The 23,390-nt window shown below is 43.8% G+C and carries 20 protein-coding genes; 3 read left to right on the forward strand and 17 right to left on the reverse strand.

Features of this window, described 5'->3' with window-relative positions:
* Nucleotides 1–44: 44 nt before the first annotated feature.
* From HRI96_RS02595 to HRI96_RS02655, 13 genes are all read right to left on the reverse strand, one after another.
* Complete coding sequence (locus HRI96_RS02595; protein WP_210117977.1) at nt 45–986, reverse strand: hypothetical protein; 942 nt, start codon at nt 984–986, stop codon at nt 45–47.
* Between the two features lie 177 nt (nt 987–1,163).
* The gene (locus HRI96_RS02600; RefSeq protein WP_210117978.1) at nt 1,164–2,084 is read right to left on the reverse strand and encodes an EamA family transporter; all 921 of its coding nucleotides are present in this window, start codon (nt 2,082–2,084) and stop codon (nt 1,164–1,166) included.
* A gap of 9 nt (nt 2,085–2,093) precedes the next feature.
* On the reverse strand, nt 2,094–3,065 hold the full coding sequence (locus HRI96_RS02605; RefSeq protein WP_210117979.1) for a nucleoside hydrolase: 972 nt from the start codon (nt 3,063–3,065) through the stop codon (nt 2,094–2,096).
* Nucleotides 3,066–3,067: 2 nt separating this feature from the next.
* Nucleotides 3,068–4,045 (reverse strand): nucleoside hydrolase, encoded by a 978-nt coding sequence (locus HRI96_RS02610; RefSeq protein ID WP_210117980.1) that lies wholly within the window; start codon nt 4,043–4,045, stop codon nt 3,068–3,070.
* Between the two features lie 39 nt (nt 4,046–4,084).
* Nucleotides 4,085–5,053, reverse strand: coding sequence for a nucleoside hydrolase (locus tag HRI96_RS02615; RefSeq protein WP_210117981.1), 969 nt, complete (start codon nt 5,051–5,053; stop codon nt 4,085–4,087).
* A 24-nt stretch (nt 5,054–5,077) separates the two neighbouring features.
* Nucleotides 5,078–6,001 carry a nucleoside hydrolase gene (locus HRI96_RS02620; RefSeq protein ID WP_210117982.1) on the reverse strand — a complete coding sequence of 308 codons (924 nt, stop codon included), beginning with the start codon at nt 5,999–6,001 and terminating at the stop codon, nt 5,078–5,080.
* Nucleotides 6,002–6,012: 11 nt separating this feature from the next.
* Entirely contained in the window at nt 6,013–6,981 is a 969-nt protein-coding gene (locus HRI96_RS02625; RefSeq protein WP_210117983.1) for a nucleoside hydrolase, read from the reverse strand.
* Nucleotides 6,982–7,029: 48 nt separating this feature from the next.
* Nucleotides 7,030–8,139 carry an IS110 family RNA-guided transposase gene (locus tag HRI96_RS02630; RefSeq protein ID WP_210117540.1) on the reverse strand — a complete coding sequence of 370 codons (1,110 nt, stop codon included), beginning with the start codon at nt 8,137–8,139 and terminating at the stop codon, nt 7,030–7,032.
* A gap of 237 nt (nt 8,140–8,376) precedes the next feature.
* On the reverse strand, nt 8,377–9,309 hold the full coding sequence (locus tag HRI96_RS02635; RefSeq protein ID WP_210117984.1) for an ABC transporter permease: 933 nt from the start codon (nt 9,307–9,309) through the stop codon (nt 8,377–8,379).
* A gap of 3 nt (nt 9,310–9,312) precedes the next feature.
* Nucleotides 9,313–10,422 carry an ABC transporter permease gene (locus HRI96_RS02640; protein ID WP_210117985.1) on the reverse strand — a complete coding sequence of 370 codons (1,110 nt, stop codon included), beginning with the start codon at nt 10,420–10,422 and terminating at the stop codon, nt 9,313–9,315.
* Entirely contained in the window at nt 10,409–12,007 is a 1,599-nt protein-coding gene (locus tag HRI96_RS02645) for an ABC transporter ATP-binding protein (protein ID WP_210117986.1), read from the reverse strand. Before HRI96_RS02645 ends, HRI96_RS02640 begins: the two co-directional genes overlap by 14 nt.
* 123 nt (nt 12,008–12,130) lie before the next feature.
* Nucleotides 12,131–13,249: a BMP family ABC transporter substrate-binding protein gene (locus HRI96_RS02650; RefSeq protein ID WP_180487241.1), complete on the reverse strand. Its 1,119-nt coding sequence runs from the start codon at nt 13,247–13,249 to the stop codon at nt 12,131–12,133.
* 144 nt (nt 13,250–13,393) lie between these two features.
* Nucleotides 13,394–14,299 (reverse strand): ribokinase, encoded by a 906-nt coding sequence (locus tag HRI96_RS02655; protein ID WP_210117987.1) that lies wholly within the window; start codon nt 14,297–14,299, stop codon nt 13,394–13,396.
* Between the two features lie 393 nt (nt 14,300–14,692).
* Here HRI96_RS02655 and HRI96_RS02660 point away from each other — a divergent pair, with 393 nt between their 5' ends.
* The gene (locus HRI96_RS02660) at nt 14,693–16,621 is read left to right on the forward strand and encodes a PfkB family carbohydrate kinase (protein WP_210117988.1); all 1,929 of its coding nucleotides are present in this window, start codon (nt 14,693–14,695) and stop codon (nt 16,619–16,621) included.
* A 23-nt stretch (nt 16,622–16,644) separates the two neighbouring features.
* Here the strand turns inward: HRI96_RS02660 and HRI96_RS02665 are convergent, their stop codons facing one another.
* The 4 genes from HRI96_RS02665 to HRI96_RS02680 form a co-directional block, all read right to left on the reverse strand.
* Entirely contained in the window at nt 16,645–18,204 is a 1,560-nt protein-coding gene (locus tag HRI96_RS02665; RefSeq protein ID WP_210117989.1) for an NFACT RNA binding domain-containing protein, read from the reverse strand.
* A gap of 87 nt (nt 18,205–18,291) precedes the next feature.
* Complete coding sequence (locus tag HRI96_RS02670) at nt 18,292–18,921, reverse strand: adenylate kinase (protein ID WP_210117990.1); 630 nt, start codon at nt 18,919–18,921, stop codon at nt 18,292–18,294.
* A gap of 76 nt (nt 18,922–18,997) precedes the next feature.
* The gene (locus HRI96_RS02675; protein ID WP_210117991.1) at nt 18,998–19,600 is read right to left on the reverse strand and encodes a helix-turn-helix domain-containing protein; all 603 of its coding nucleotides are present in this window, start codon (nt 19,598–19,600) and stop codon (nt 18,998–19,000) included.
* The gene (locus tag HRI96_RS02680; RefSeq protein WP_210117992.1) at nt 19,578–20,669 is read right to left on the reverse strand and encodes a hypothetical protein; all 1,092 of its coding nucleotides are present in this window, start codon (nt 20,667–20,669) and stop codon (nt 19,578–19,580) included. Before HRI96_RS02680 ends, HRI96_RS02675 begins: the two co-directional genes overlap by 23 nt.
* 394 nt (nt 20,670–21,063) lie before the next feature.
* Here HRI96_RS02680 and HRI96_RS02685 point away from each other — a divergent pair, with 394 nt between their 5' ends.
* Complete coding sequence (locus tag HRI96_RS02685; protein WP_210117993.1) at nt 21,064–22,323, forward strand: vWA domain-containing protein; 1,260 nt, start codon at nt 21,064–21,066, stop codon at nt 22,321–22,323.
* A gap of 84 nt (nt 22,324–22,407) precedes the next feature.
* On the forward strand, nt 22,408–23,379 hold the full coding sequence (locus HRI96_RS02690) for an RluA family pseudouridine synthase (RefSeq protein WP_210117994.1): 972 nt from the start codon (nt 22,408–22,410) through the stop codon (nt 23,377–23,379).
* Nucleotides 23,380–23,390 lie beyond the last annotated feature (11 nt).

Here is a 23,390-nt window from a genome sequence, read left to right on the forward strand (position 1 = left end):
GGCTTATAGGCGTACTGTCAGTCTGAAGTGCACTTGGCGTGCTGTTAACGTGCGTTTTTTATAATTTTGTCTTGTCCCGTCGCTTTTGCATGGCTTACGATCCAGCGCTGCACGGGTACGGCCCAATCGTCTTCATGACAGCCTTCGAGTATGAGCCTTTCATACATATAGTGTATGTGCTCGATCACTGCGCGGCGGTTTTCGCCTGTAAGTTCCGGCGTATTTTTAAAAAGATCGTTTATAAAATTTACTGCGTCGTCCGTCGTAAAAAAATCCGTAATATGCGACATCATATAGAGCGCAGCAGGAATGCAATTTACGCTGTGCTGCTTTACAAAAAGTACGGATTCCGTTATAGCGACGGCTCCTTCGTAAAGTTCCTTATTCCACTTCTCTTTTTCCCGTTCGGTAAAATTTTCCCTCTCAAAAAGCATTTTGTAATATGAAAAACAAAGAACCGCTATTGCGACATGCAGGCTCGGCACGCAAAGATAGTGCGGATCCAGATTGTGAATATTTTTGAATTTTGCATTTTTACGATAATCGGGACGGTTTGTCGTCGTCAGTCTGAACTTATACACGCGGGCAGCTTCGTTATATGCCTTTGTTATGTATTCTATAAATTCCTTTGCGAACGGTAAGGAACGGCCGGCGCCGAACCGTTGTATGAGCATGCTTAAGGGCGACAGCCAGAAATTCACAAAGTGCATGTAAATGTCGATTTTACCGGGAATAAACGGAACCGTATTGTCAAGAGGACTTTCCACATTTACGACCGGTATGTGGTAAAAGCCCCATTTTTGAAAAAATTGCAGCACAAAAAAGTTTTTTATTACCGATCCGATGTATTTCCATGAAGTTTTAAAGGTTTTCGCCCTCCATGGAAGGACAAAATAGGGAAGCAGCCAATTAAAGGATGATATCGAGCGCGAAGAAATCCTGGCGATGCGGCGCTGCAGCTTATTTGAAAAAATATCCGGACGCATTATTTAATTTTATAGCAAAAACTGGGGATTTTCAATTGTAAGATGAAAAAGACGCAGCACGCGCGAAAAACATACAAAAGCCGCTTCGAAAACGCACTCTAACGGACATTGAGCTGCAAAATGCCGTGCAGAGTATCGTATGCGCATCTCTTAGCGCACCGAATAGGGCACGGCCGGCTAGCGGATATTCAAATTAACCGATATCATTCCTGCCATAGTCAATATCACTGCGATGATTTTGCCGGTATTTAATTCTTCTCTAAATATGCAGCGGCTTAAAAGAATGGAAACCAATAAATTTCCCGCAGCGATGGAAGGATACACGATCGACGTAGGCAAATTCTTAAGCGCCAGAATTTGAAAAATATTTCCGAAAGCATTCGGTAATCCCATAAATATGCCTACGGCGATTTCCTGCCATTTCCATACGCGAAATTTTACGTCGCTGCGACTCCAACTGACGTAAAGACATGAGTACAAAATGAGAGTAACGCAAAAGACTACAAACATTAGGCTGAGCGTGTAGCCGGGAAGCGTAAAAACTGAAAAAGATTTGTTAAGCATTTCAATACTTCCGGCGACGAACGTCATTGAAAACAAGATAAACAGATTTCCGGCATGGGCAGTTTTAGTTCCTATACCTGAAGCGATGATCAAGGCGGCGAGGGTAAAGCCTATTCCAAGGCTTCTCAACAGCGTAAGCTTTTCCGCAAACAAAAAAACGGAAAATGTTATTGTCAACAAAAATCCGCTGCGGCTGAAAAGAGTCGTCATTCCCGCCCCGTTTACGGGGATGCTTGCATCCATAAGCAAAATGTTAACTACATAGAATATTCCTATCAAAATTCCCGAAACGACAACTATAAACATGGTAGAGTTTATGCTTTGTTCATGAAAGATAGCATGAAAATTTATTTTGCCGATACGGAAAAAATCAAAAATAGTTTTGTTTTTGATTACTGAAGTCAGCGTTACCAAAAATGCAAATATATAGTTTACCAGTACTATATGTTTTGCATTCCAGCGGCACGCATGTGCTACTTTAAAAGTAAAAACCAGTATGAGATTTACACAAATTGCAAGGAGTAAATAGACCATAAGGCAGCCTTAAAGTTCACATCGTTTAAAGATGTTATAAAGCATATCCGAAAAACGAAAGCGGTCTGCGCTAAAGGCAAATTCACAGTTAGGTTCGTCCGGGTTTAGCCTGCAGTCGATAATCGTCCTCCCCTCGGCAAGATCGGAAAGGCCGATCTTCATGTGAACCTTTCTTACGTCTTTTAAAACATCGCTGTTAATGACGGCACAGACCGCGAGCGCATCGTGAACTGCCGCTGCATTAGGTATATCCAACGGCTGCATAAGGTTATGAATTGTGATTCTGCTTTCTATAAGTTCCGCCGCAAAGTTACCGGCAAAGTTATTTAAACTGCGCAGCTTTTCGCAATCTTTTGTTGTCAGGCAGGCAGTATGGGTCGCGTCAAGCGGAACCCACAGTATGTCGATTCCGCTGTTTAATACGATCTGAGCCGCCTCAGGATCATGCCATACATTAGCTTCGGCGCATAGGGTTACGTTTGCCTGCTTATGCCCACCGCCCATGATCACTATTCTTTTTATACCTTTTTTAATATCGGGCATTACGGACAGGGCGACTCCGAGATTAGTGAGAGGACCTGTCGCAACCCATGTGACGGGTTCCTGAGTATTGCCGAAAAAATTAACATAAAACGAAACGGCGTGTTCATTTTCCTCTTTGCGTTTCGCTTTAGGAAGAGAAAGATGCTCTTCATGCATGCGTAATTCTTTACCGTTTATCGTAATATTCGGGGGTGGCGCTGAAATTCTGTTGCCCGCTAAATATTTTACCATTGCTGTAGGGCATCCCTTATATACGGGGGCGGAACTATGCAGTTTCTCTAACACGCGGAGCGTGTTATCCGTTGTCAGATCAACGCAAAGATTTCCCCATGTGGTACACACTGCACGCAGGTCTATGTTGCAAGACAAAACGGCGGTCATAATGGCAATCGCATCATCACTTCCCGTATCTACATCAAGTATGATTTTTTCAGCCATTTTTACAGCTCCTTCTTTTGCATGAATATCTTACACAGCATTGAAATGAATTTGTCATGATCTGCAGCGTATGCAAAACGGATATTTTTTTTAGAGGGTTTTCGTCTGCAATCAATAAGAACGGATCCTTCTCCATAGTCGTTTAGGCCTATTTCTGCATGTACGGCTCGTACGTCTTTAAGTACTGTTTCGTCAATTACCGCACAGACGGCAAGTGCGTCATGAACGGCAGTTTTGTTTATCGGTTTATGAAACAGTGCATTTTCATATTCTATTCGGCTTTTTATAAGACTCGCTGAAAAATTACCTGCGAAACTTCCGAGAGACTCAAGTTTTGCGCAGTCGTCCAAATTGAGTGCGGCGGCATGGGTGGCGTCAAGAGGTACTAAAAGTATTTCGGCTCCGCTGTTTATTACTTTTTGCGCAGCTTCAGGATCGTGCCAGATATTAGCTTCGCTGCAAAGAGAACTGTTCGCTGTGTCGCAGCCGCCGCCCATTATAACTATCCGTTCAATATTTTTTACAATCGACGGATCCATGGTTAGCGCAAGGCCGAGGTTCGTGAGAGGACCAACTGCAACAAGGGTTTCGGGACTGGCTGCATTCTTTAAATACTCAACGTAAAACAGCGACGCCGGCAAATTTTGCGCTATCCCTTTCGGAGAAGGAATACCTTCAAGCGTTTCGGTATGGATACGCAGCTCTTTGCCGTTTATTTTGATAGGATGATAGTCTCTTTGTTCAAGCGAACGGTTGGGAGTAAGATATTTTACCATGGCGGTATGCGCTCCCTTGTATACCGGAACATGTGCGTTTAAGGCTTCACTTACCGCCAGGGTATTAAAAGTTGTTTTTTCTACGGACAAATTTCCCCATACAGTGCACAGTGCGGTAAGTTCTACTGCAGGTGATAACACTGCCGTCATTATTGCAACGGCGTCATCGCTGCCTGTGTCTACGTCAAGTATTATTTTTTTCATCAGCGTATCCTCCGATCCGTGCATAGGGCAAAATGAAAATCATTTCTTACTGAAAATCTCGCAAAGCATGTTGCAGAACTTTACCGGATCTGCGTTAAAAGCAAAATAACAGTTCCGCTCTTCAGGGTAGTATCTGGGATCTATTATTGTCTGACCTTCCGCATAATCGCCCAAACCTATATCACAGTGAACATGTCTGACATCTTGCAAAACACTCTCATCGATGACGGCGCAAACTGCGAGCGCGTCGTGAACGGCTGCAGCGTCCGGAACGGCAAGGGGTTGTAAAGCGTTGTGAATAACTATGCGCTGCTCTATCAGTTTTGCGGCAAAATCACCGGCAAAGGTGTTCAATGAGCGGAATTTTTTGCAGTCTTCTTTTGTAATATAAGCGGCATGAGTTGCATCAAGCGGAACCCATAATATTTTCGCGCCGCTTTTTTGTACTATCTCTGCAGCTTCAGGATCATAAAAAACATTGAATTCCGCAGACGAAGATGAATTTGTTACTCTGTACCCCCCGCCCATGATCACGATTTTTTTTATATTTTTGACAATGAGCGGATCAATCAAAAAGGCTACGGCCAGATTTGTAAGCGGTCCTACTGCAACCAAGGTTATAGGCTGTTTTGCTTTTCTAAGAGTTTCAACATAGTATACGGGGGCGGGAGTTTCTTCATGTTTCCGAGAAGCGGCCGGTAAATCCAACAAGTCGTCATGCATTTGAATTATTTTACCGTCTATCATGATCTCTTTTCGGTGGGAAGGCGGTAAACGGTTATTTACCAGTCCTTTTATAACGGGCGATACGCAACCGCGATACACCGGTATGTTTGAGTGCATTGCGTCCAACACTCTAAGAGTGTTTTCCGTTGTATTTTCAATACTCTTGTTGCCCGCAACGGTACAAACGGCCGTTAGATCTATGTCTGGAGACAAAACCGCCGTCATAATGGCTACCGCATCGTCGCTTCCCGTATCTACGTCAAGAATTATTTTTTCCGCCATATAAAATTCCTCCTGTCGCCGTATTTATTTATAGGCGTCGAGCATATTATCAAGCGCCTCAATAAAAGCTTTTTTATCGATATTAAGAACGACATCAACATTTTTTTCTTCTTCGGAATGAAGTCTCATATCGGCGATAGTTCTTCCCTGCATGATACAGGAAGCGGTTTCGCATACGACATGAAATTTTTTACACACGACGGATTGGGGATAGAGCGCCGCAAACATGGCCGCCGCATCATGTATGACAAGACCTTCTTCTCCGCTCATACTTTGACTTAATCCGTAAGTGGTAAACATATCGCGCAGAATACGCCACAGATATGTGTGTTTTGAAAAAATGTAGTTTCGTTCCGCTTCCGTCAACCTTGTTTTTTCAGTGGCATTCAGACCGGCCATTACTATGTTTGCTTTCGATCTGAATACTATTTCACATGCGTGAGGATCATGCGCAATGTTAGCTTCCGCATATGCGCTTACATTTCCTTCTTCTACGGTTCCGCCCATGATTACAATTTTTTTGAGCATTTTAGGCAGATCCTCGTATTTTAAAAAAGCCGTTGCAATGTTAGTCAGAGGGCCCAAAGTCACTAAAGTTAAATTCCCTTTTTCTTTTTTTGCCTCTTCATACAGTACATCCCACGCATAGGTGTTTTCCGCTTTTTTTTCAGTTTCAGGCATTTTTGCAAGACCGATGCCGGTTTCGCCGTGAAAATTACCGGGGATGGGATTTTCTTTTATCAGCGGAGATGCTGCGCCCTTTGCTATACGAGTTTTTAAACCTATTAAGGAACTCAGATTTAAAACGTTAGTCGTCGTGTTTTCAAGGGTGGTAGTTCCGAAACAGGTCGTTATGGCGCAAATTTTAACGTTTGGAGCCGCATTTGCAAGAAGTATGGCTATGGAATCGTCAATTCCCGCATCGGTGTCAATTATTATTTTTTCCATTGTAATTTCCTTTAGATTTTCTTTTTTCGTTTTTGCGCGGCTAAAATTTCACAGCTTTTCAAAAGCGTCGTCAAAAAGATTTTTCTGTCTATGTCAAGCGCAACCTTTCCGTTACAGCTTTTTTTGCGGCGAGCATCGCCTCTTATATCAATATCCATACCTCCGCGAGAATAATGTCCGTCAATGTCAACCTGCGCATAGCATCTTTTATATGTAAACATACGCGGATTTATTATGCCTGCTACCGCGCATGCATCGTGCATGGGGCAGCCGCCGAATCTTGCAATTCCCGTGTAATAGACTGAAAAAAAATCCAAAAGCTGTGCGACAAATTCGGATATTTCGTTTTCTGCATTACGAAAAAGATCGAATTCCTCTTTTAATATCAATGCTTTATGAGTTACGTCCAGGGGATATATTTCAACGGGAACTCCGCTCTTCATAACAATCTGAGCTGCTTCAGGATCCTGCCATATATTGAATTCGCCTACGGAAGATCTGTTTCCCATTTGGAAACCTCCTCCCATCATCGAAATCCGTTCTATTTTTTTTATAAGATGCGGGTAACTTGACATAAATATTGCAATATTCGTGCACGGCCCCGTTACGATCAGAGTGACAGGTTCTAAACTTTGCTCTATTATTTCTCCCATAAGTTCTACTGCGGTTTCAGAGCACGGCCGTGTTTCGGGCTCCGGCAGCACAGGCCCGTCCATGCCGCTTGCCCCGTGAACTTTTACCCCTGCGGAAAAAGGCGCGAGGATTGGCTTTGAAGCTCCTTTTGCCACAGGGATGTCGTTGCGTCCTGCTTTTTCAAGAATTTTAAGAGCGTTTGACGTAGTGTTTTCTATTGAAGAATTTCCGGCTACGGTTGTTATAGCCTTTATGTCAAGACATTCGGTAGAAAGTGCGAGTATGAGCGCTATCGCATCGTCATGTCCCGGATCGCAATCGAAGATAATAGGTGTTTTTTTTAGCATATTTGTCTCCCATAAAAAGTCAACGAACAAGGTGACTTTCTAAGCTATTTAATTCATGGCAGCAAGAGCTTGTTCAGCAAGAGTCAAAGGCTTATAAGTACCCATCATCTTACTTGAATCAAAGTCCTGTTTTTCCGTGAGCAATACCCACACGATTTCTGCCATCTTCCTCGCAGCAGCAACAATCGATTTGCCGCTGCCTTTGTTCTTTTTCATATAATCCAGTCGCTGCATGATTCTCCATTCCCAAGTATCTTTGCATCGCCGAATTCCCAACACCAACTGAACGTATGCCGTCCTCAATTCCTGTGGTCCTCGCTTCGTAATCTTTCCGTGACGAACACTCTCGTTTGAATCCTGTACCCACGGAACAAGTCCACAAAAGGCCGCATATTTGTTTGCATTCGCGAACCTGCCTATATCTTCGGTGTACGCTCTGATTATCCATGCCGTGATTTTTCCGCAGCCGCGGATTGTCATAAGACGATTGACCATTGCATCATCTTCTGTTAATTCGCTTAAATGCTTTTCAATCATCTTGACTGATTCTATCATCTGCTCTATGATTTGAAATATCAGTTTTACTGATTGTGCTTCGAGCACGAGGTCGCTATGCGACAACAGGGTGTCCAGAACTTTCTGGCGCCCTTTTTTACTTTGTAAGCTTCTAAGTTCATCAGTAAGCCCCATGCTTACCAGAAGCGCATGAACTTCATTCTTTTGTCCCACAATTGAACGAACAAGTCTTTCTCGCGATTTCAACAACCGCCTCAAGTTTTCCGTTTCCTTGCTGCAGATATGGCTTTCAGGAAGCATATCCTTTGAAAGAAATTCCGAAATCGTCGAAGCGTCATGCTTGTCGGTTTTCTTCGTCGATTCGTTGATTACCTTAAACTTCAACGTATTGATTACCGTCACTTCCGCTCCGGCTTTCTCAACCTGATTCTTAAAGAATCTTGTGTTTCCGGTTGATTCAACTCCGATTTTCACTGCAAAGTCCGCTGTCTTGTAACCGGCAATTCTTTCAAGAAACTTCGTATAACCGGCTGCTGTAGTCGGGTACTGCTTGATTTCAGACAAACTTTCAATCCTGTCCCCAACTCTCACATGCACGGTAAACTGTGTCTTGTGTAAATCAACGCCAATGTAAACTGTCATGATGACCTCCGTTTTGCTTCAGCCGAAAGTCTAATCGGTAGTGTGTTCCAATCTCCCATTCAGTCTCTTACGACTATCGTATGATACGGCAAAAGCTCTTCATTCTCCTTTCCAGAGGTCATGCCTCTACAAAATATGACGAACTATTGCCTGGGTTCCGCTGAATCACTTCAGCTTATCACATTACCGCTTGTTCGTTTTCCTTTTTATCTTACCTCCTTTATCCCGGCATAAAGCTTATTTTTTAGAACGGACTGTTTTATGCTTTTTGCCGTCAAAGCTGCTGCTTGTAAACATAAGGCCTATCATTGTGACTACGTAGGGAAGCATATTTGCCAGTTGATTCGGCATTCTGTAGCTTTGCGCGACGTTTCCTATTGCGGTCGCTCCGCCGAATATTATTGTGCATAACATCGTTAAGCCAGGGTGACCTCTTCCCAAATTCTGCGCTGCAATGCCTATAAAGCCCCGTCCCGACACGATATCTCGCGTAAAAGAGCTTAGATATCCCATCGTCATAAACATGCCGCCGAGAGAAGCCAGAAAACCGCTTATCATTAGAGCCGTAAATTTTGTTTTAACCACATTGATCCCTACGCTTTCGGCAACGGCAGGATCTTCACCCACGCTGCGGATCCTTAAACCCAGCGGCATCTTATATATGAGCACATAAACGAGCAATACGGACAGAAACGACAGATAGGTAAGAAGGTTTTGTCCGGAGACGATCTCTCCTAAATAAGGAATGTTTTCTATGAGCGGTATATTGATTGACGGGAAAGAAAGAGATTTTAAGCTTGAAGTGTTTGCTTTTGAACCGGTTAGCATGTACATAAAATATATCGTGCCTCCGCTTCCGAGCATGTTTAGGGCAAGTCCTACCAGCATCGGTTTTGTATTCAGCACAAGTACAAAATATGCAAATACGGCGGCGATAAGCATTCCTGAAGCAAGCCCGATGACAGTTCCCGCTAACAGACTTTGTGTAAAAGCGCTGCCCACAGTGCCCCCGAATGCGGCAACCAACATCATACCTTCATAAGCTATACACAAAATGTCGGCTTTCGCTCCGACAACTGCCGCCATTGCGACAAACATGAGAGGCGTACTCATGCGTAAGATCGAGTTTAAAAAATCGACGGAAAGTATATATTGAATAATTCCATGCATGATCTAAGCCTCCTTTATTGGCAGCGCATTCTTTTGCGATGCTTTTACGATTTCACGGTGTTCCCATGTGGAAAGGAAACTTTCCGCCGCTACAAAAATAATTACGACAGCCTGAATTATTTTTACGACTTCCGTGGGTACGTTGGAAGTACGCGAAAGCACATCGGCGCTCATCCGTATATATGACAAAAAAAGTACTGCGAGGGGGACGTATTTTGGGTTGTTTCTTGCAAGGACTGCAATCATAATACCGTCCCAGCCGTGGTTTGTAAGATTGCTGTATTTAAATCGATTGTACATGCCCAACATATCGATTGCTCCGCCCGCTCCGGCTATAAATCCCGCTAAAAGCTGTACGGTAATGATCACAAAACCAACCTTTATTCCTGAGTATTTGGCAAAATTTTGGTTTTGTCCGATCATCCTAAGGCAATAACCGAGCGTACTTTTATACATGAGTATGTACCCGCCGATTACGACAAGGATACCTATGATTAGCCCTATGTGTATGTTTGCAAGATTCGTAAAACTTGCAAGTCGGGCGGAAGTCATAAATTCGTACGACGCTTCATACCCTGCCGTAGGGTCGCGCAAACTGTTCAAAATATAATACAAGCCCAAGTACATAGCTACGTAGTTGATCATAAGAGAAGAAACAACCGTGAGAACTCCGAATTTTACATGCATTACGGCCGGGATTCCGCAAATAACGGCTCCTGCAATGCCGCCTGCGATTATGCACAGCACGGGATGAATCCCTGCAGGTATGCCGACAATAAACGCTACCGGAGTGCAGACAAAGGCGCCCATGAAGAAGGCTCCTTCCGCCGCAAGATTTATCTGCCCGCATGCGTACATCAAACAAACGGCTACACCGGTAAACAGCAACGGTATTGCCTTTTCAAACATGAGGGCAAAACGATCTATGCGTGTAAAAGGACCGAACAAAAATGTAAACATGTCTTTGCCTGGTTTATTCGACACACTGATTATTAAAACAAAAGCGATTACAAGCGATATGCTGACGGCTATACATGTGCGCAATATATTGAAACGCTGCTCAATCAAAACATTCGGATTAAGCTGCCGCTGTTTAAATTTAAATCCGATCATGGATTACCCTCCCGATCTCTTCCGGCGTCTGCCGTTTGATTCCGAGCATATATTCTCCCAAAATGTTTTCATCGGTATCTTTGGCATTAGGGAAGTACGCTGTGATTTCTCCTTCGTATAATACGATAATCGAATCGCTTACGGTAAGAATTTCATTCAAATCTGCGGAAATAAGCAGTATTCCACATGCGAGCTTATCTCTCAAATCTACCATTTTTCTTCTGATAAGCTCCGTAGCTCCAATGTCTATTCCTCGGGTGGGATGACTGGCCAGAACGACTTTTGGTGCGGACGTAAATTCTCTTGCCGCGACGACCTTTTGTATGTTTCCTCCTGAAAGTGTTTTTACTTCGGAATACGGACCGTCGCATTTGATGTTGAATTCTTTTATATAGTCATCTGTGTTTTTTTCTACCTGTTTGTAGCGGATTAAACCGCGATTTTGATATTCACGTTTATAAAAACGTTCGGATATTATGTTTTCAAGGACGGATGCTGATTTGGCTACTCCGTAGGCCATTCGGTCTTCATGTATAAGAGAAACACCCATTTCTCGGATCTGCCGTATGCTTTTATTTTGGATACTGTTCCCGTCGATACTGATACTTCCGGATTGAACAGCCTCCAGTCCTGAAATAAGTTCTCCGATCTCTGCCTGTCCGTTCCCCTCAACTCCCGCAATGCCGAGAATTTCGCCTTGTCGCAGATCAAAAGAAAGATCGTTTAGAATCCTTGAGCCGTAGCGATCGTAATATTTTAGTTGCCGCACGCTTAAGACGACCTTTTTAGCTTCTGCCGGTTTTTTATTTATGTCTAAGATAACATTGCGTCCTACCATCATGCGGGCGATGTCTTTTTCCGTTACGTCGCTTACGTTTGCGCTTCCTACGGTTTTTCCGTGCCGCAGCACTGTGATGCGATCGCAAATCTCTTTTACTTCATTTAATTTATGCGAGATAAAAATAATCGTATATCCATTGTTTTTAAGACTTTTAAGCTGTGTAAAAAGCTCTTTTGTTTCTTGCGGCGTAAGGACTGCTGTAGGCTCATCCAAAAGAAGAATTTTAGCGCCGCGCAAAAGTATTTTTAGAATTTCAACACGTTGTTTGTAACCTACGGAAATATCCTTGATCTTTTTCTCAGGGTCTATGGGCAGATCATATTTTTTACTTATCTCCTGTGTAAGCGCAATGGCCTTTTTGTAATCAAAAAATATTCCGGCTTGCACGGGCTCCGTTCCTAAAACCATGTTTTCTGCCACCGACAGAGAATTGATCAGCATAAAATGCTGGTGAACCATCCCTATCCCGATCGCTAATGCTTGAAGAGGACTTTTTATTTGCACTTCTCGTCCCGCTACCAGTATTTTTCCTCTTTCAGGAATTTCCTGACCGAACAACACCTTCATCAGGGTAGTCTTTCCAGCACCGTTTTCGCCTACAAGCCCGTGAATATCACCTTTCCTTACTGAAAAGGTGATATCCTGGTTGGCTATAAAACCGTTCGAATATATTTTTGTAATGTTTTGCATGGAAAGAATATCTTGCCCTAAAGGAATGGAATCTATCGCTTGTATTTCTTCCATGATTTCCCCTATAGATTTAAGAAAGTTTACGATTCAAAAAATTCTCTGCAGAATTCTTTACAAAAAGTAAGGTCGATCCTTATTTATCTGCAACATAACGAATCGACCTTACGGTATTTTGTTTTATTTTGAAGCGGCTTTTTGCTTCATTGCGTCAACGGCTGCCTGACTTGCGCCTATGGCCGTTCCTACGGAGACCTTACCGTCCGATACGTCCTTTGCAATTTCCGTTACCTTTTCTTGGACGTCGGCGGGTACGATGGCTTTATAAAATTCGTTTTCAGCTAAACGCATACCACCTTCTTTTACGCCTGCAAAACTGTGTGTTCCCCATTCAATCGTTCCTTCCCGATATTGGATCATCAGATCATACACAAGCCTTCTAAGATCTTTTAAGCAGCTTGTCATTACCCATTTTGCCGTTTCGGGATTGTTTTTCTTTAATGACTCTGCAAGATCCCAGTCAACACCGATGACCAGGTTGTTTTTATCTTTACCCGCTTCTGCGACGCCGAGAGAGGCTACGCTGCATACGGCATAAACAATATCGGCTCCTTGCTGATACTGTGACAAGGCGAGTTCTTTTGCCTTTGCCGTATCTGAAAAGCTTCCGATAAATGAATAGAGAACTTCGACCGACGGATCAACATATTTTACTCCGTCTACATAGCCTGTTAAAAAATCAAGTATAGCGGTATTTTCCATACCTCCTATGAAACCGACTTTTTTTTGTGCATTTATGCCTGCTACATCGGTTCTTGAAGTCATTGCAGCTGCAAGCGCGCCGACCAAAAAAGAGCCTTCATTCTGTTTTGCCTGAATGGATTTAACGTTTTTGTATTTTCCGTCGGAATAATCCAGCGACATATCAAATGCTATGAATTTTTGATCGGGAAAGGCTTTTGCGGCATTTGCTATGGATTCGGCAAGATTGTAAAATCCCGATAGCACTAGGTCGTATTCTTTGCTGCGGCATACGTCCATCATGGTTGATTCGTTTTTCGACGCTTCATACTGAAGTTCTATTGCAGTTACGGTTCCTCCGAATTGCGTTGTATAATCTATAAGGGCTGCCTGTACCATGTCGGAGAGTCCGACATCACCTAAATTGCCGGCTACAACATGTGCAATGGAAATTCCTTTTTCCGCCCCGGAACTAGGTGCCTGCGCAGTCTTTTTTGTGCAGGATGTTATTGCCGTAAGACATACGGCGATGCTCAAAATCGATACAATTTTTTTCATAAGTTCCCCCTTATTGAAAAATGACATCACAAAGATCGTATTTGTGATTTAATAAATTCAGCGTCCCTTAAACAAGAAACGTTTAATCACGTAGTTATTATCCGACTGCATAATTTGCAACATAATATGGCATCCGTTGTAAGTTTATTTGAATTGGTGTGACAGAACCTCTTCCATATAGGGAATGGATTCGGTCGCGCCCCTTTTAGTGACAGCCAAAGCTGCAGCCTTTGACGCTATTTCCATCGCCTTTTGTATGCTTTGTCCCCCTGCAAGCTGTGAAATAAAATAGCCTGTAAAAGTGTCTCCCGCTCCCGTAGAGTCCACAACAGGCGCGTCATAGATACCTTGGAAGCATGAAGTCTTATCGTCCAGGTAGAACGCTCCGGCCTTGCCCAATGTCAACACAATTCGGCTGTGCGGAAATTTCTTTGCTATTGCTTGTGCAAGCCGTTTATAATCGCCGCCATCCCCCTCTTTGCAACCGGACAAGGCCATCCCTTCAACTCTGTTCATTATAAATATATCTACAAGATCGAGCGGATATTCATATACAGTTTCATCCAGCGGCGAAGGATTAAATACTATTTTTATGTTTTTTTCTTTTGCTTTTTTCATTATATAGGCTATGTTGTTGATTTCGTTTTGCAAAAGCACGTAATCGCCTGCGGTAAAATTATTAAAGACTCTATCGATATGTTCTGTCGTAATAGTGCGGTTTGCTCCGCTGTAAAGTAAAATACAATTTTGCCCGTGCGTATCCACTTGGATTATGGCATGCCCTGTTTCAACCTCCGGGTTTTCGACAACAAAGCCTGTATCGACGTTGAACTTTTTGCAGTAATCGGTAAGAAACTTTCCCGATGCGGCAACCGAGCCCGCCAAAAAGGTTTTGGAACCGGCTTTTGCCAGCGCTGCCGCCTGATTAAGACCCTTTCCTCCGCATTTTTTTGAAAAACTTTTTGAGGAAATGGTTTCTTCCGCTTTTACGAATGCATTTACTTCATAGATATAGTCGATATTTAATGAACCGAAGCAAAGGATTTTCAAAGTTCCTCCTCATCATATTACGGCGCCGGTATGAGCCGGCCATCGCTTTTAGTTGGCATAAACAAATTATGAATTGCGAAAATATTTTCGAAAACTGTTTCGTTCAGCTGTCAATAAATATTGTATATTGAGAATTTCAATAACGCAAGAAGAATTTTATCTTTTTTTCGTGCGGAGGGTTTAATACCCCGACGCTGCTTGAAGCTTCGCTGCGAATCTGCGTGGGGACTGCTGATTTCTAAATATAAAGCAATATAATGCGAAACTTGCCGTCGGTTTTAAAACCCGTCGTTATCCAACCGTTATTCTGCATGTTGTCTGCAATGGACAATATAGGGTAATATTAAAACGATCTTATGTTCTTAGATCCGTTGTTTTTGGAGGGATGTCAAAATGAATATGAAGGATATTGCAAATATTGCAGGCGTGTCCATATCAACGGTATCAAAAGTCGTTAACGATAAGGCTGCCGATATAAGCGAATCTACGCGTAAAAAAGTTTTGGACGTCATAAAAAAGCACAAATATCATCCGTACGGTTTAAAGAGCGGCGCAAAATACGGAATGCGTATCCTCGCGCTTATAATCCCTTCGGTCAGTAAAATGTATTACGGACGGCTGCTTGAGTCCATAGAGAAAGAGGCTGCACAGAACGGATACGCCCTTTCTATTTTTTGTTCGATGTTTGATGAAAACCGTGAACACCGTTTGATCATGACGGTTGCGGACGGTTATTATGACGGACTTGTGCTTGTAACATTTTCCGGAGCGAATGCTTCAAAATATAAAAATTATAAAAAGCCTTTCGTAGTGATAGGCGTTCCGTTTGATCATATATCGTCATTTTATTTTGATTATGTAGGCATGTGCGAAAGAGCCGTATTTGAATTGCTGGAACATAAACATAAAAACATAGGCTGTGTTTTTGACAACCATTCCGAAGAATTTATTCAGGGCGCGAAATTTGCAGTGTCTAAGGCGGGACTTTCGGCGGATAAATTATCGTGCGCGGATTTAACTTCCTCAACGGCAGGGATAGGTGAAACCTCTATTGCAGCTGGGATTGAAAAAGAAGTTGAGCATTTGCTTTCGTTGGGGATCACCGCTTTTTTTTGCGGCAGCGTGAAGATTGCCGCATGTATTTATAAGCTGATGGATAAGAGCAATTGGAAGATCGGCAGGGATGTTTCTTTGATCGCCTTTGAAGACGAAGAAGTTCCCGATATTTTTTTTCCGGAAATTTCTACCGTTCGCATCAATTTTGAAAACGTTGCCTCAAAAGCCGTGAACGGGCTGATAAATTTTATTGACAACGGAATCATAAAAACGCGATCTTCAAAATGTGACTTTTTGTTAAAACGGACAGCCGGTATTGCCTTTCCTCCATCCGTAAAAGGCAGAGAAATCGTGGTGATAGGAAGCCTTAATACGGACACTATTTTGTCCCTTCCTCATTTACCGCAGGCAGGCGAAACTCTTATGGTGCGCTCAAAATCATCAATTCCGGGGGGAAAAGGGGCAAATCAGGCTATAGGCGCTGGAAGGCTTAACGGTCAGGTTTCAATTATAGGAAGATTGGGTGATGATCTAAAGGGACATGAAATCTATAGGAATTTGCTTAATAATAATGTGAACGTCGAAGGAATAATATTCGATGCCAGAGAAAGAACGGGATCGGCTTATATAATGTTTGACGAAAAAGGAAATAATACTATCGCCGTTTACGGAGGGGCAAATGATTATTTTGCCGCCTCACAGCTTGAAAACGCGGAAAAAATAATTTCACGCAGCGCATATGCCCTTATACAGACTGAAATTCCTATTGAAACCGTAAAAACGGCAATAAATTTATGCAGGAAAAACGGAGTAAAAGTGATTTTAAAACCGGCCCCTGTAGTGCATATTCCGCCGGAATTTTTTAAAGATCTTTTTTTGTTGATCCCGAACGAGATGGAAGCCAGATCCATGTGTCCGCAAAAACATACCGTTGAAGATCAAGCGGATTTTTTTATAGGGCAGGGGATAAAAAATGTCATTATTACCCTTGGGGAAAAAGGATCGTTTTATACCGACGGCAAAACAGGCGTGTATTATAAGGCTTTCGATTTTACCGCAATAGATACGACGGGCGCAAGCGATGCTTTTATAAGCGCGCTTTCGGTATACCTTTCGGAAGGCAATGATATGAAATCGTCGATTGTCTTTGCAAGTTATGCTGCGGGACTTAGTGTCACAAAGGCCGGTGTTCAGACATCTCTTCCTGGCAGAGAACAGCTTAGAGACTTTGAAAGAAATTCTATGAAAGCCGCATGCAAGCCGTAAAGACGCGCTTTTTAGCGGACTTCTCACGGTTCTTCTTCCTGCGCTCTTATCTGATCGAGTTCTTTTAAGATTCTGTCGTCAAGCTCTATCGTAAGATTTTTTTCTTGGGTAGGAATTACAAGCCCTTTAGGACCGTTTTTTGCACGGCGCAGGTATTTTACATGCGTGTAATAAAGGTCGGCCTTTTTAGATTTTCGCGCCTTTGAATGATAAACGGCAAGATTTCCTGCGTATAAGAGTATTTTAAGCGGGACGGTCTTTCCTTCGCGGTTTTTGATAAAGACAAAACCTCCCGGGCAGTCCCTTGTATGGAGCCACAGGTCGCTTCCCTTTGCATGCCGGCGCAATAATTCATCGTTTTCATCGGCGTCGCGCCCTACAAGGATGTACCAGCCATCTACGGTGTAGTCCAGTCCGGGGCGGTTCTTTTTTTCCTGCTGCTTAGGGGTTAAGCTTTTCCGGAGCATCTGTTCGATTTTTATCGGGTTCGTTTCTTTTTTTATCGCCTCATACGAACGCTCCAGCGCGGCAAGAGCTTTTTTTGCCGAATCTATTTCATATTCAAGTTCGGTTGCGCCCGACATCTCTTTTTTATATCGATTGTAATAGGCTGCGGCGTTTTCCTGCACGGTTTTTGATGGATCTATCTTTATGCGGACGGCGCTTCCTGTTGTAAAGTCCCGGCATTCGAGAAAATTTGAATTTTTGTCTATAGGGCGGCCTATGCAGCTTAGAATCAAGTCGCCCTGATGTTTAAGGGACACGGCGTTTTTAAAATTTTTTTGCTTTACGGTCAGGCGTTCAAGAGCGTTTTCCTGCCGGCTTTTATGGCTGTTATACCATTTTTTTGCCTGTTCAAGCAGGGCTTCGCGCGACAGCGCCTGAGCGTATTCGCTGTACCAGATATCGATTTTTTGATTAAAGGTGAGAGGTCCTTTTGACGGATTTGCTTTGCGATATTCCTCTTCAATATCGTCGAAGCGGCGGACAGGGTAACTGTCTTTAGGCGGCAGCTCGGTAGGAATTGAGGTAATGCCGTTTGCACTATCGGCGGCGGCCGGTTCGTAATTTTCCGCTTTATTTTCTTTGCTTGCCCTTGCCGTCTCTGTTTCGTTTATTTCGGGCGGAATATAAATCCGGCCTGAAACTTCGCCTTTTGAAGGCCGTCTGTACATTGAATCGAGTATATTGTTGTTTTTATCGCAAAGAATTATATTTGCGGCGCTGCTCCACAACCGGATAAACATGTTAAAATATTCGTCTTCAGCTCCGTGGCGTAATTCCATTTTAATAATGCGTTCCAGGTCGATCTGTTTACATGAAGCGATCTTGTAACCGCGTATCTTTGAACGTAAAAATTCCATAAAGCGCAAGGGCTTGTCGTTCTTCGGGATTTTTTTGTAGGTTTCGTTTATGCGGCAGGAATTGGGCTTTGTACAGATTATAACGGTTTTTGCGGCTCCGTTTTTATATGTACAAAGCGCGACGGTGTCAAAGCCCGGCTGTATTATGTCCTGTATGAAGGCTCCGGGAAGATCCAGTTCTTTAAGAATAAGGTTTATCTCATTGCAGTTTAACGACACGCAGGAATTATAGCAAAAGTATTGTTCAAAGTGTAGCCGGCGCGCGCAAGTGCGAAGTTTCCCTCGCAACGGAGGACGCCGCCGAAATCAAATCTTGAATTTCATTTTAAATGACTTTAGAACTTCAGCCGTGGGTTTTTCAGCGTCTATGTCGAAAAGCCTCCCTTTTTCCCGATAAAAAGCTATCAGAGGCTCGGTCTGTTCGCGGTAGACTTCCATACGATGACTTATGGCTTCAGGTTTGTCGTCGTCTCTTTGAAAAAGCTCTCCACCGCATTTGTCGCAAATTCCTTCTTTTTTCGGAGGAACGCTTACGATATTGTAATTTTCTCCGCATTTTTTGCATACGCGGCGCGTGCTCAACCGTCGTATTACGGACTCTTCAGGTATTGCAAAATTTACGGCCGTCGTATCGGGGCAAAACGTATCAAGAGCTTTTGCCTGCGGGATCGTTCGCGGAAAACCGTCCAAAATGAACCCGTTTTTGCAGTCGCCTTCGGCAAGGCGTTCTTTTACAAGCGCAGAGGTGATTTCGTCGCTTACGAGGGAACCGGAATCGATTATAGCTTTAACCTGTATTCCAAGCGGTGTCTTATTCTTTATTGCCGCACGAAAAATATCTCCGGTGGAAATATGAGGAATTTTGTATTCCTGAGCGACTTTTACGGCAAGGGAACCTTTACCGGCTCCCGGCGGTCCTAAAAAAATAAAATTCATAGCGTCTCTCCAGTTATTTATTTTGTTCGACTGTTGCATTAGTGCGCGCCTTGCGCACAGTTAAACGATCGATGCATCAATATACAAAACGCTGAGGCGGGGTTACTACCCAGATCGCTTCAAGCGGCACTTGCCCTATGTTATAGATAACGTGAGGCGTTCCGGCTGAAAAAGAAACGCTGTCGCCTTCGTTAAGCTCATACACCAAGTTTTCATAGTGCAGTTCCGCTTTTCCGCGCACTATAAACCCGAATTCCATGCCTAAGTGCCCGTAGGATCCCTTGTGCGTATGCGAAGCGACGGGAACCCTCAGAATAAATGCTTCAAACGCGTGCTCTCCGTTGCCGGTTTCAGGATGTGAAATTTCTTCAAACGTGATGTCTTTTTCAGAAACGATTCTGCCTTCGTCTTTTCGGATAATTTTAACAGGCCTGTCGCGCCGGTATTCTTCAAAAAGAAATTCAAGGTTTATATCAAGGACAGCCGCCAGTCCGAGAAGCGTGTCGATTGCAGGAGAAACCCTGTTCCTTTCGATTTGGGAAACAAGACTTTCGCTCACTCCCGCCCGTTCGGCAACGGTTCTAAGCGTATATCCTTTTCTTTCACGTACTGCACGAAGTTTTTCTCCGAAGTGGTAGGGTATGCGCTTCTTTTTTTTATCGGCCTGCGGCTGAATCATTTTGTTGCTTCTCCCTGTTTAATTCCATGACGAATTGTATAAAGTAATCTTCAAGCGTTTTATGCGGGCCTTCCAAGTGCATGCGGCGGCGTGCTCGGGCGTTGTCGCGGCGAAGCGTATATATGGAATAAAAATCTCTGTAATCCAGTCCGGCGTCAACTTTTACGTGTTCGCCTAAAAAATCGGAAACTTCGTCGCGGCTTATGGCGGAGATTCCCTTATTTTTAAGTATGGAACGCAATGTTTTTATCTGCTCGTAAGAGATGCCGAAAAGGAACTCTTCCATTGCCTGCGAAACTTCCGGCGTCCCGAGTTGCTTTTTTATAAACTGTATCCACTGATTGTCCATCTGTATAGACATAAGCAAAAGTTCGCTTGTTCCCATCATTGTGCCGAAGGCGGGCGCGAGTTTTCGCCTTGCATTCCATACGCTTTGTAGAACCGGCGCTATATCGCTTATGTTCTGGTCGTTTCTGTGTTCCCACAGGAGCAAAAGTGATATTGACAGGTGCCGCCTAAATTCCATGGGGATGGAAGTGTCGCGTATCAGGTTAAGGTATACGTCTTCCGCCAGCAGCATGAACATCATGGAAATTGTTTCCGTCTGAAAATCGTCGGCGAGGTCCTGCAGTTCCGGCGTGCGGTGCGTAAGACTTGTTAAGGAAGAAAACGTGTGGATCTTTGCGACTAAAAAACCCTTGCCCAATGTCGCTTTCGACGGCAGCTGCAATGTCTGATCGCCTTCGTTTTGATTTGAAATCAGGGAATCTATGAGAATCTGCGGCGTTCGCAGGTCTGCAGTGAGTTCGTGCTTTTCAAGCAGAGAAGGAAAATTTTCAAAACTTTCAACGAGGAGTTCAAGATCTGTTATTCGCTCTCGTATTCGTCTGCAGCGCTGTTTGTCTATAGGTTCAAGGCGCGAAAGGAAGGAGTCTATCATAGCCCTTTGCTTAGGGGTAAAAACGACTATGTGGGTTTCCTGAGGCGTTTCTTGGGCGCCGTCAAAAAAGTCGCTTATATTAACGGATTCATATTCTATTTTTTTTGACGTAAAAGATTCTTCAGACACATAGATCAGTATATCACATTTGGGACGAAAAATCAAAAGATTGCGCGAGGGGCATATCGCGCGAGGCGGCGTGACTGGGCTACCGCACGGGCGTACAGGCACGAAACAAATATCGGCATAAAGAAAAAAAGAGGATGCGGTCACGCTGCTAGACGTATGCCACAGTAATACGTTCCTGCGATGTTTCGGCGCGTCGGCATCGGTCTCTCTGCCGCTGAATTGGCATCGCCGCCATCCGCGCTGGATTGCCGCGGGATTGACACCGGCCGCCCAGCCTCCGGATTGATGCCGTCGCCCTGCGCGGAATTACCTGTTGAATTGCCGCTGATTTGACGGCTCTGCCGAAATGCACGGATTTTTACAGAATACGGGATTTTTGTCCGATAATTGAAATATGAAAAAGTTTACGGCATTTTTTCTTTCATCGCTGCTTGCAGCGTTCTTTTTAAGCGCCCAAAGCGGCGCTGCGGATGATCTTTGGGTTACGCAAAGCGACATAAGACTTGTACCCAAAGACGGCAGTGATTTTTCATCCGTGACGGGCTACGATCTTTACATTAAAAAAAAGTCCGGCATCGAATCCGTTTTACTTACGGAAACTACCAAAGACCCTGAAGGGAAAAAAGACAATTACGCTTACCGTGCGCTTGAATGGAATGCGGTAAACGGCGACGAAATACGCTATCTTGACGGCAAAGTGCTGGATTCAAAGTACGCAAGATATTCTTTGGTGGATTCGAGTGCTTCGGAATATGACGACATGGGCGAATGCTTCCATATATATATTCCCGCGAACATAGTGTTCGGCTATCCGTGGTCAAGAAACGGAAGCGTAAAAATCGGCAGAGGCTTTTTTATCAACATAAGAACGTTTGAAAAAAAATACGCCGATTATACCGGGCGCTATTTTGACAATCCGTTTATGTTCGACCTGGGAAGACCCGTCGAGCGGCAGCCTGAAATAAAAGCGCCCGAAGCCGCCGCTCCTGAGGCTATCTCCGATACGCCTAAAGAAATTTCAGCAGGTCCCGTTTTGACCGACGCGTATAATCCCGTCGCCGCCGAAAAATTCAAAGAAATTTCCGAAGAATTGATATATTCCGCAGGACCTTCGACTATCATTGACGACATTATGCAGCCCATAAATTCCATAGCGGCCGGTTCTACGGTTGATTGCGTCTTTGCGATCGACGCCACAGGCAGCATGCAGGACGACATTGAAAAATTGAGAAAGGAATGGATACCGCGCCTTTTGGAGGATTTGAAGAAATTCAATCGCGTTAGGCTGGGATTGATTTTATACCGCGATTATGTGGATTCTTGGCGGTACAGAAATTTGCCTTTAAGATTTTTTGACTTTACGGACGATTTAAACGTGTTTTTGAAAAATTTAAACGACTTTGAGATAAAGGGTTTTGAAGGCGGGGACATACCGGAAGCCGTTTATGAAGCCTTGTACGCTTCGATTGAATTTTACAGGTGGCGGCCGGCCGCGGTTAAAAAGATAATACTCATAGGCGACGCCGAACCTCATCCCCGTCCGCGCGGTACGGGACGCTATTCAAAGGAACTCATCGAAGAACTTTCCGTCAAAAAAGGGATAAGCGTAAACGCGATAATTTTGCCCGACGATAAGGCGAGCCGCGGAAGATAGCGAGCATTGAAATTTCGGCCTTTGCGGAAGGCATTTTTTTTGGCGAGCGGGCAGGGCGGGCGGAATAAAATTCGGAGTAAAATTATGTCAGTGATGAATTTTGAACTCAAAAACGCCGTCCGTAAAAGGCTCGATATTATTTTACGCGAAAAACTTCCGGAATTTATGTGCGCACCTCTTTCCAACGGAAAAATACGCCGCCTTATTGTCGCCGGAGGAGTGAGCGTCGATGGAAAGATCGTCCGATCTCCGAGTTTTTCGGTCTGTGCGGGGGCGGTAATCAAAATAAGAGTTGACGAAGAAAAATTATTTTTTGAAAAAAAGACGAACGATATTGATTTTGAACTTGAAGAAAAAAATATTTTATTTGAAGACGAGTATATTATTTTAATAGACAAGCCCGCATTTTTTCCTGTGGAAAAGACTTTTTTAGAGAGCAGGGACAATCTGCATGACGCTCTTGTAAGGTATTTATGGAAGAAAAATCCTCATCTTTTAAATCCGCCTTACGCGGGAATCATGCATCGCCTTGACCGCGAAACCAGCGGAGTCATACTTTTTACAAAGCAGCGTTCGGTAAATGCCGCCGTACACGAAATGTTTGATTTTTATAATAACGAACGCCGCGTAAGTAAAGTGTATAGAGCCGTGTGCTCTCAAAGGAGCGGCGGCAAAAAGCGCATAGGTGATAAATTCAGCGTTGAAATGTTTATGGGAAGGATAAGCTCCAAAACTAAGGCCGGAAAATGGGGCAGGCTTTCGGAAAGCGAAGGAGGGGTCTTTTCTCATACGGATTTTTTTGTAAAAGATGAAAAAACCGTTGACGGGAAAAACTTATTGTACATTGAAGCCCGTCCGGCTACCGGAAGAACTCACCAGATAAGAGTGCATCTTTCGGAAATGGGACTTCCGATTATGGGAGACTCTCTTTACGGCGGAGCTCCTTCGCTCCTGCCGTCCGGCAGGATAATGTTGCATTCTTTGAGCCTTACGTTTACTCATCCTGTAAGTAAAAAAGAGATGACCGTGAGCTCCGTGCTGCCGGACGATTTTTGACAAGCTGGAAA

It is taken from the genome of Treponema parvum (genome assembly GCF_017893945.1).
In the GTDB taxonomy this organism is placed as follows: Bacteria; Spirochaetota; Spirochaetia; order Treponematales; family Treponemataceae; genus Treponema_D; species Treponema_D parvum_A.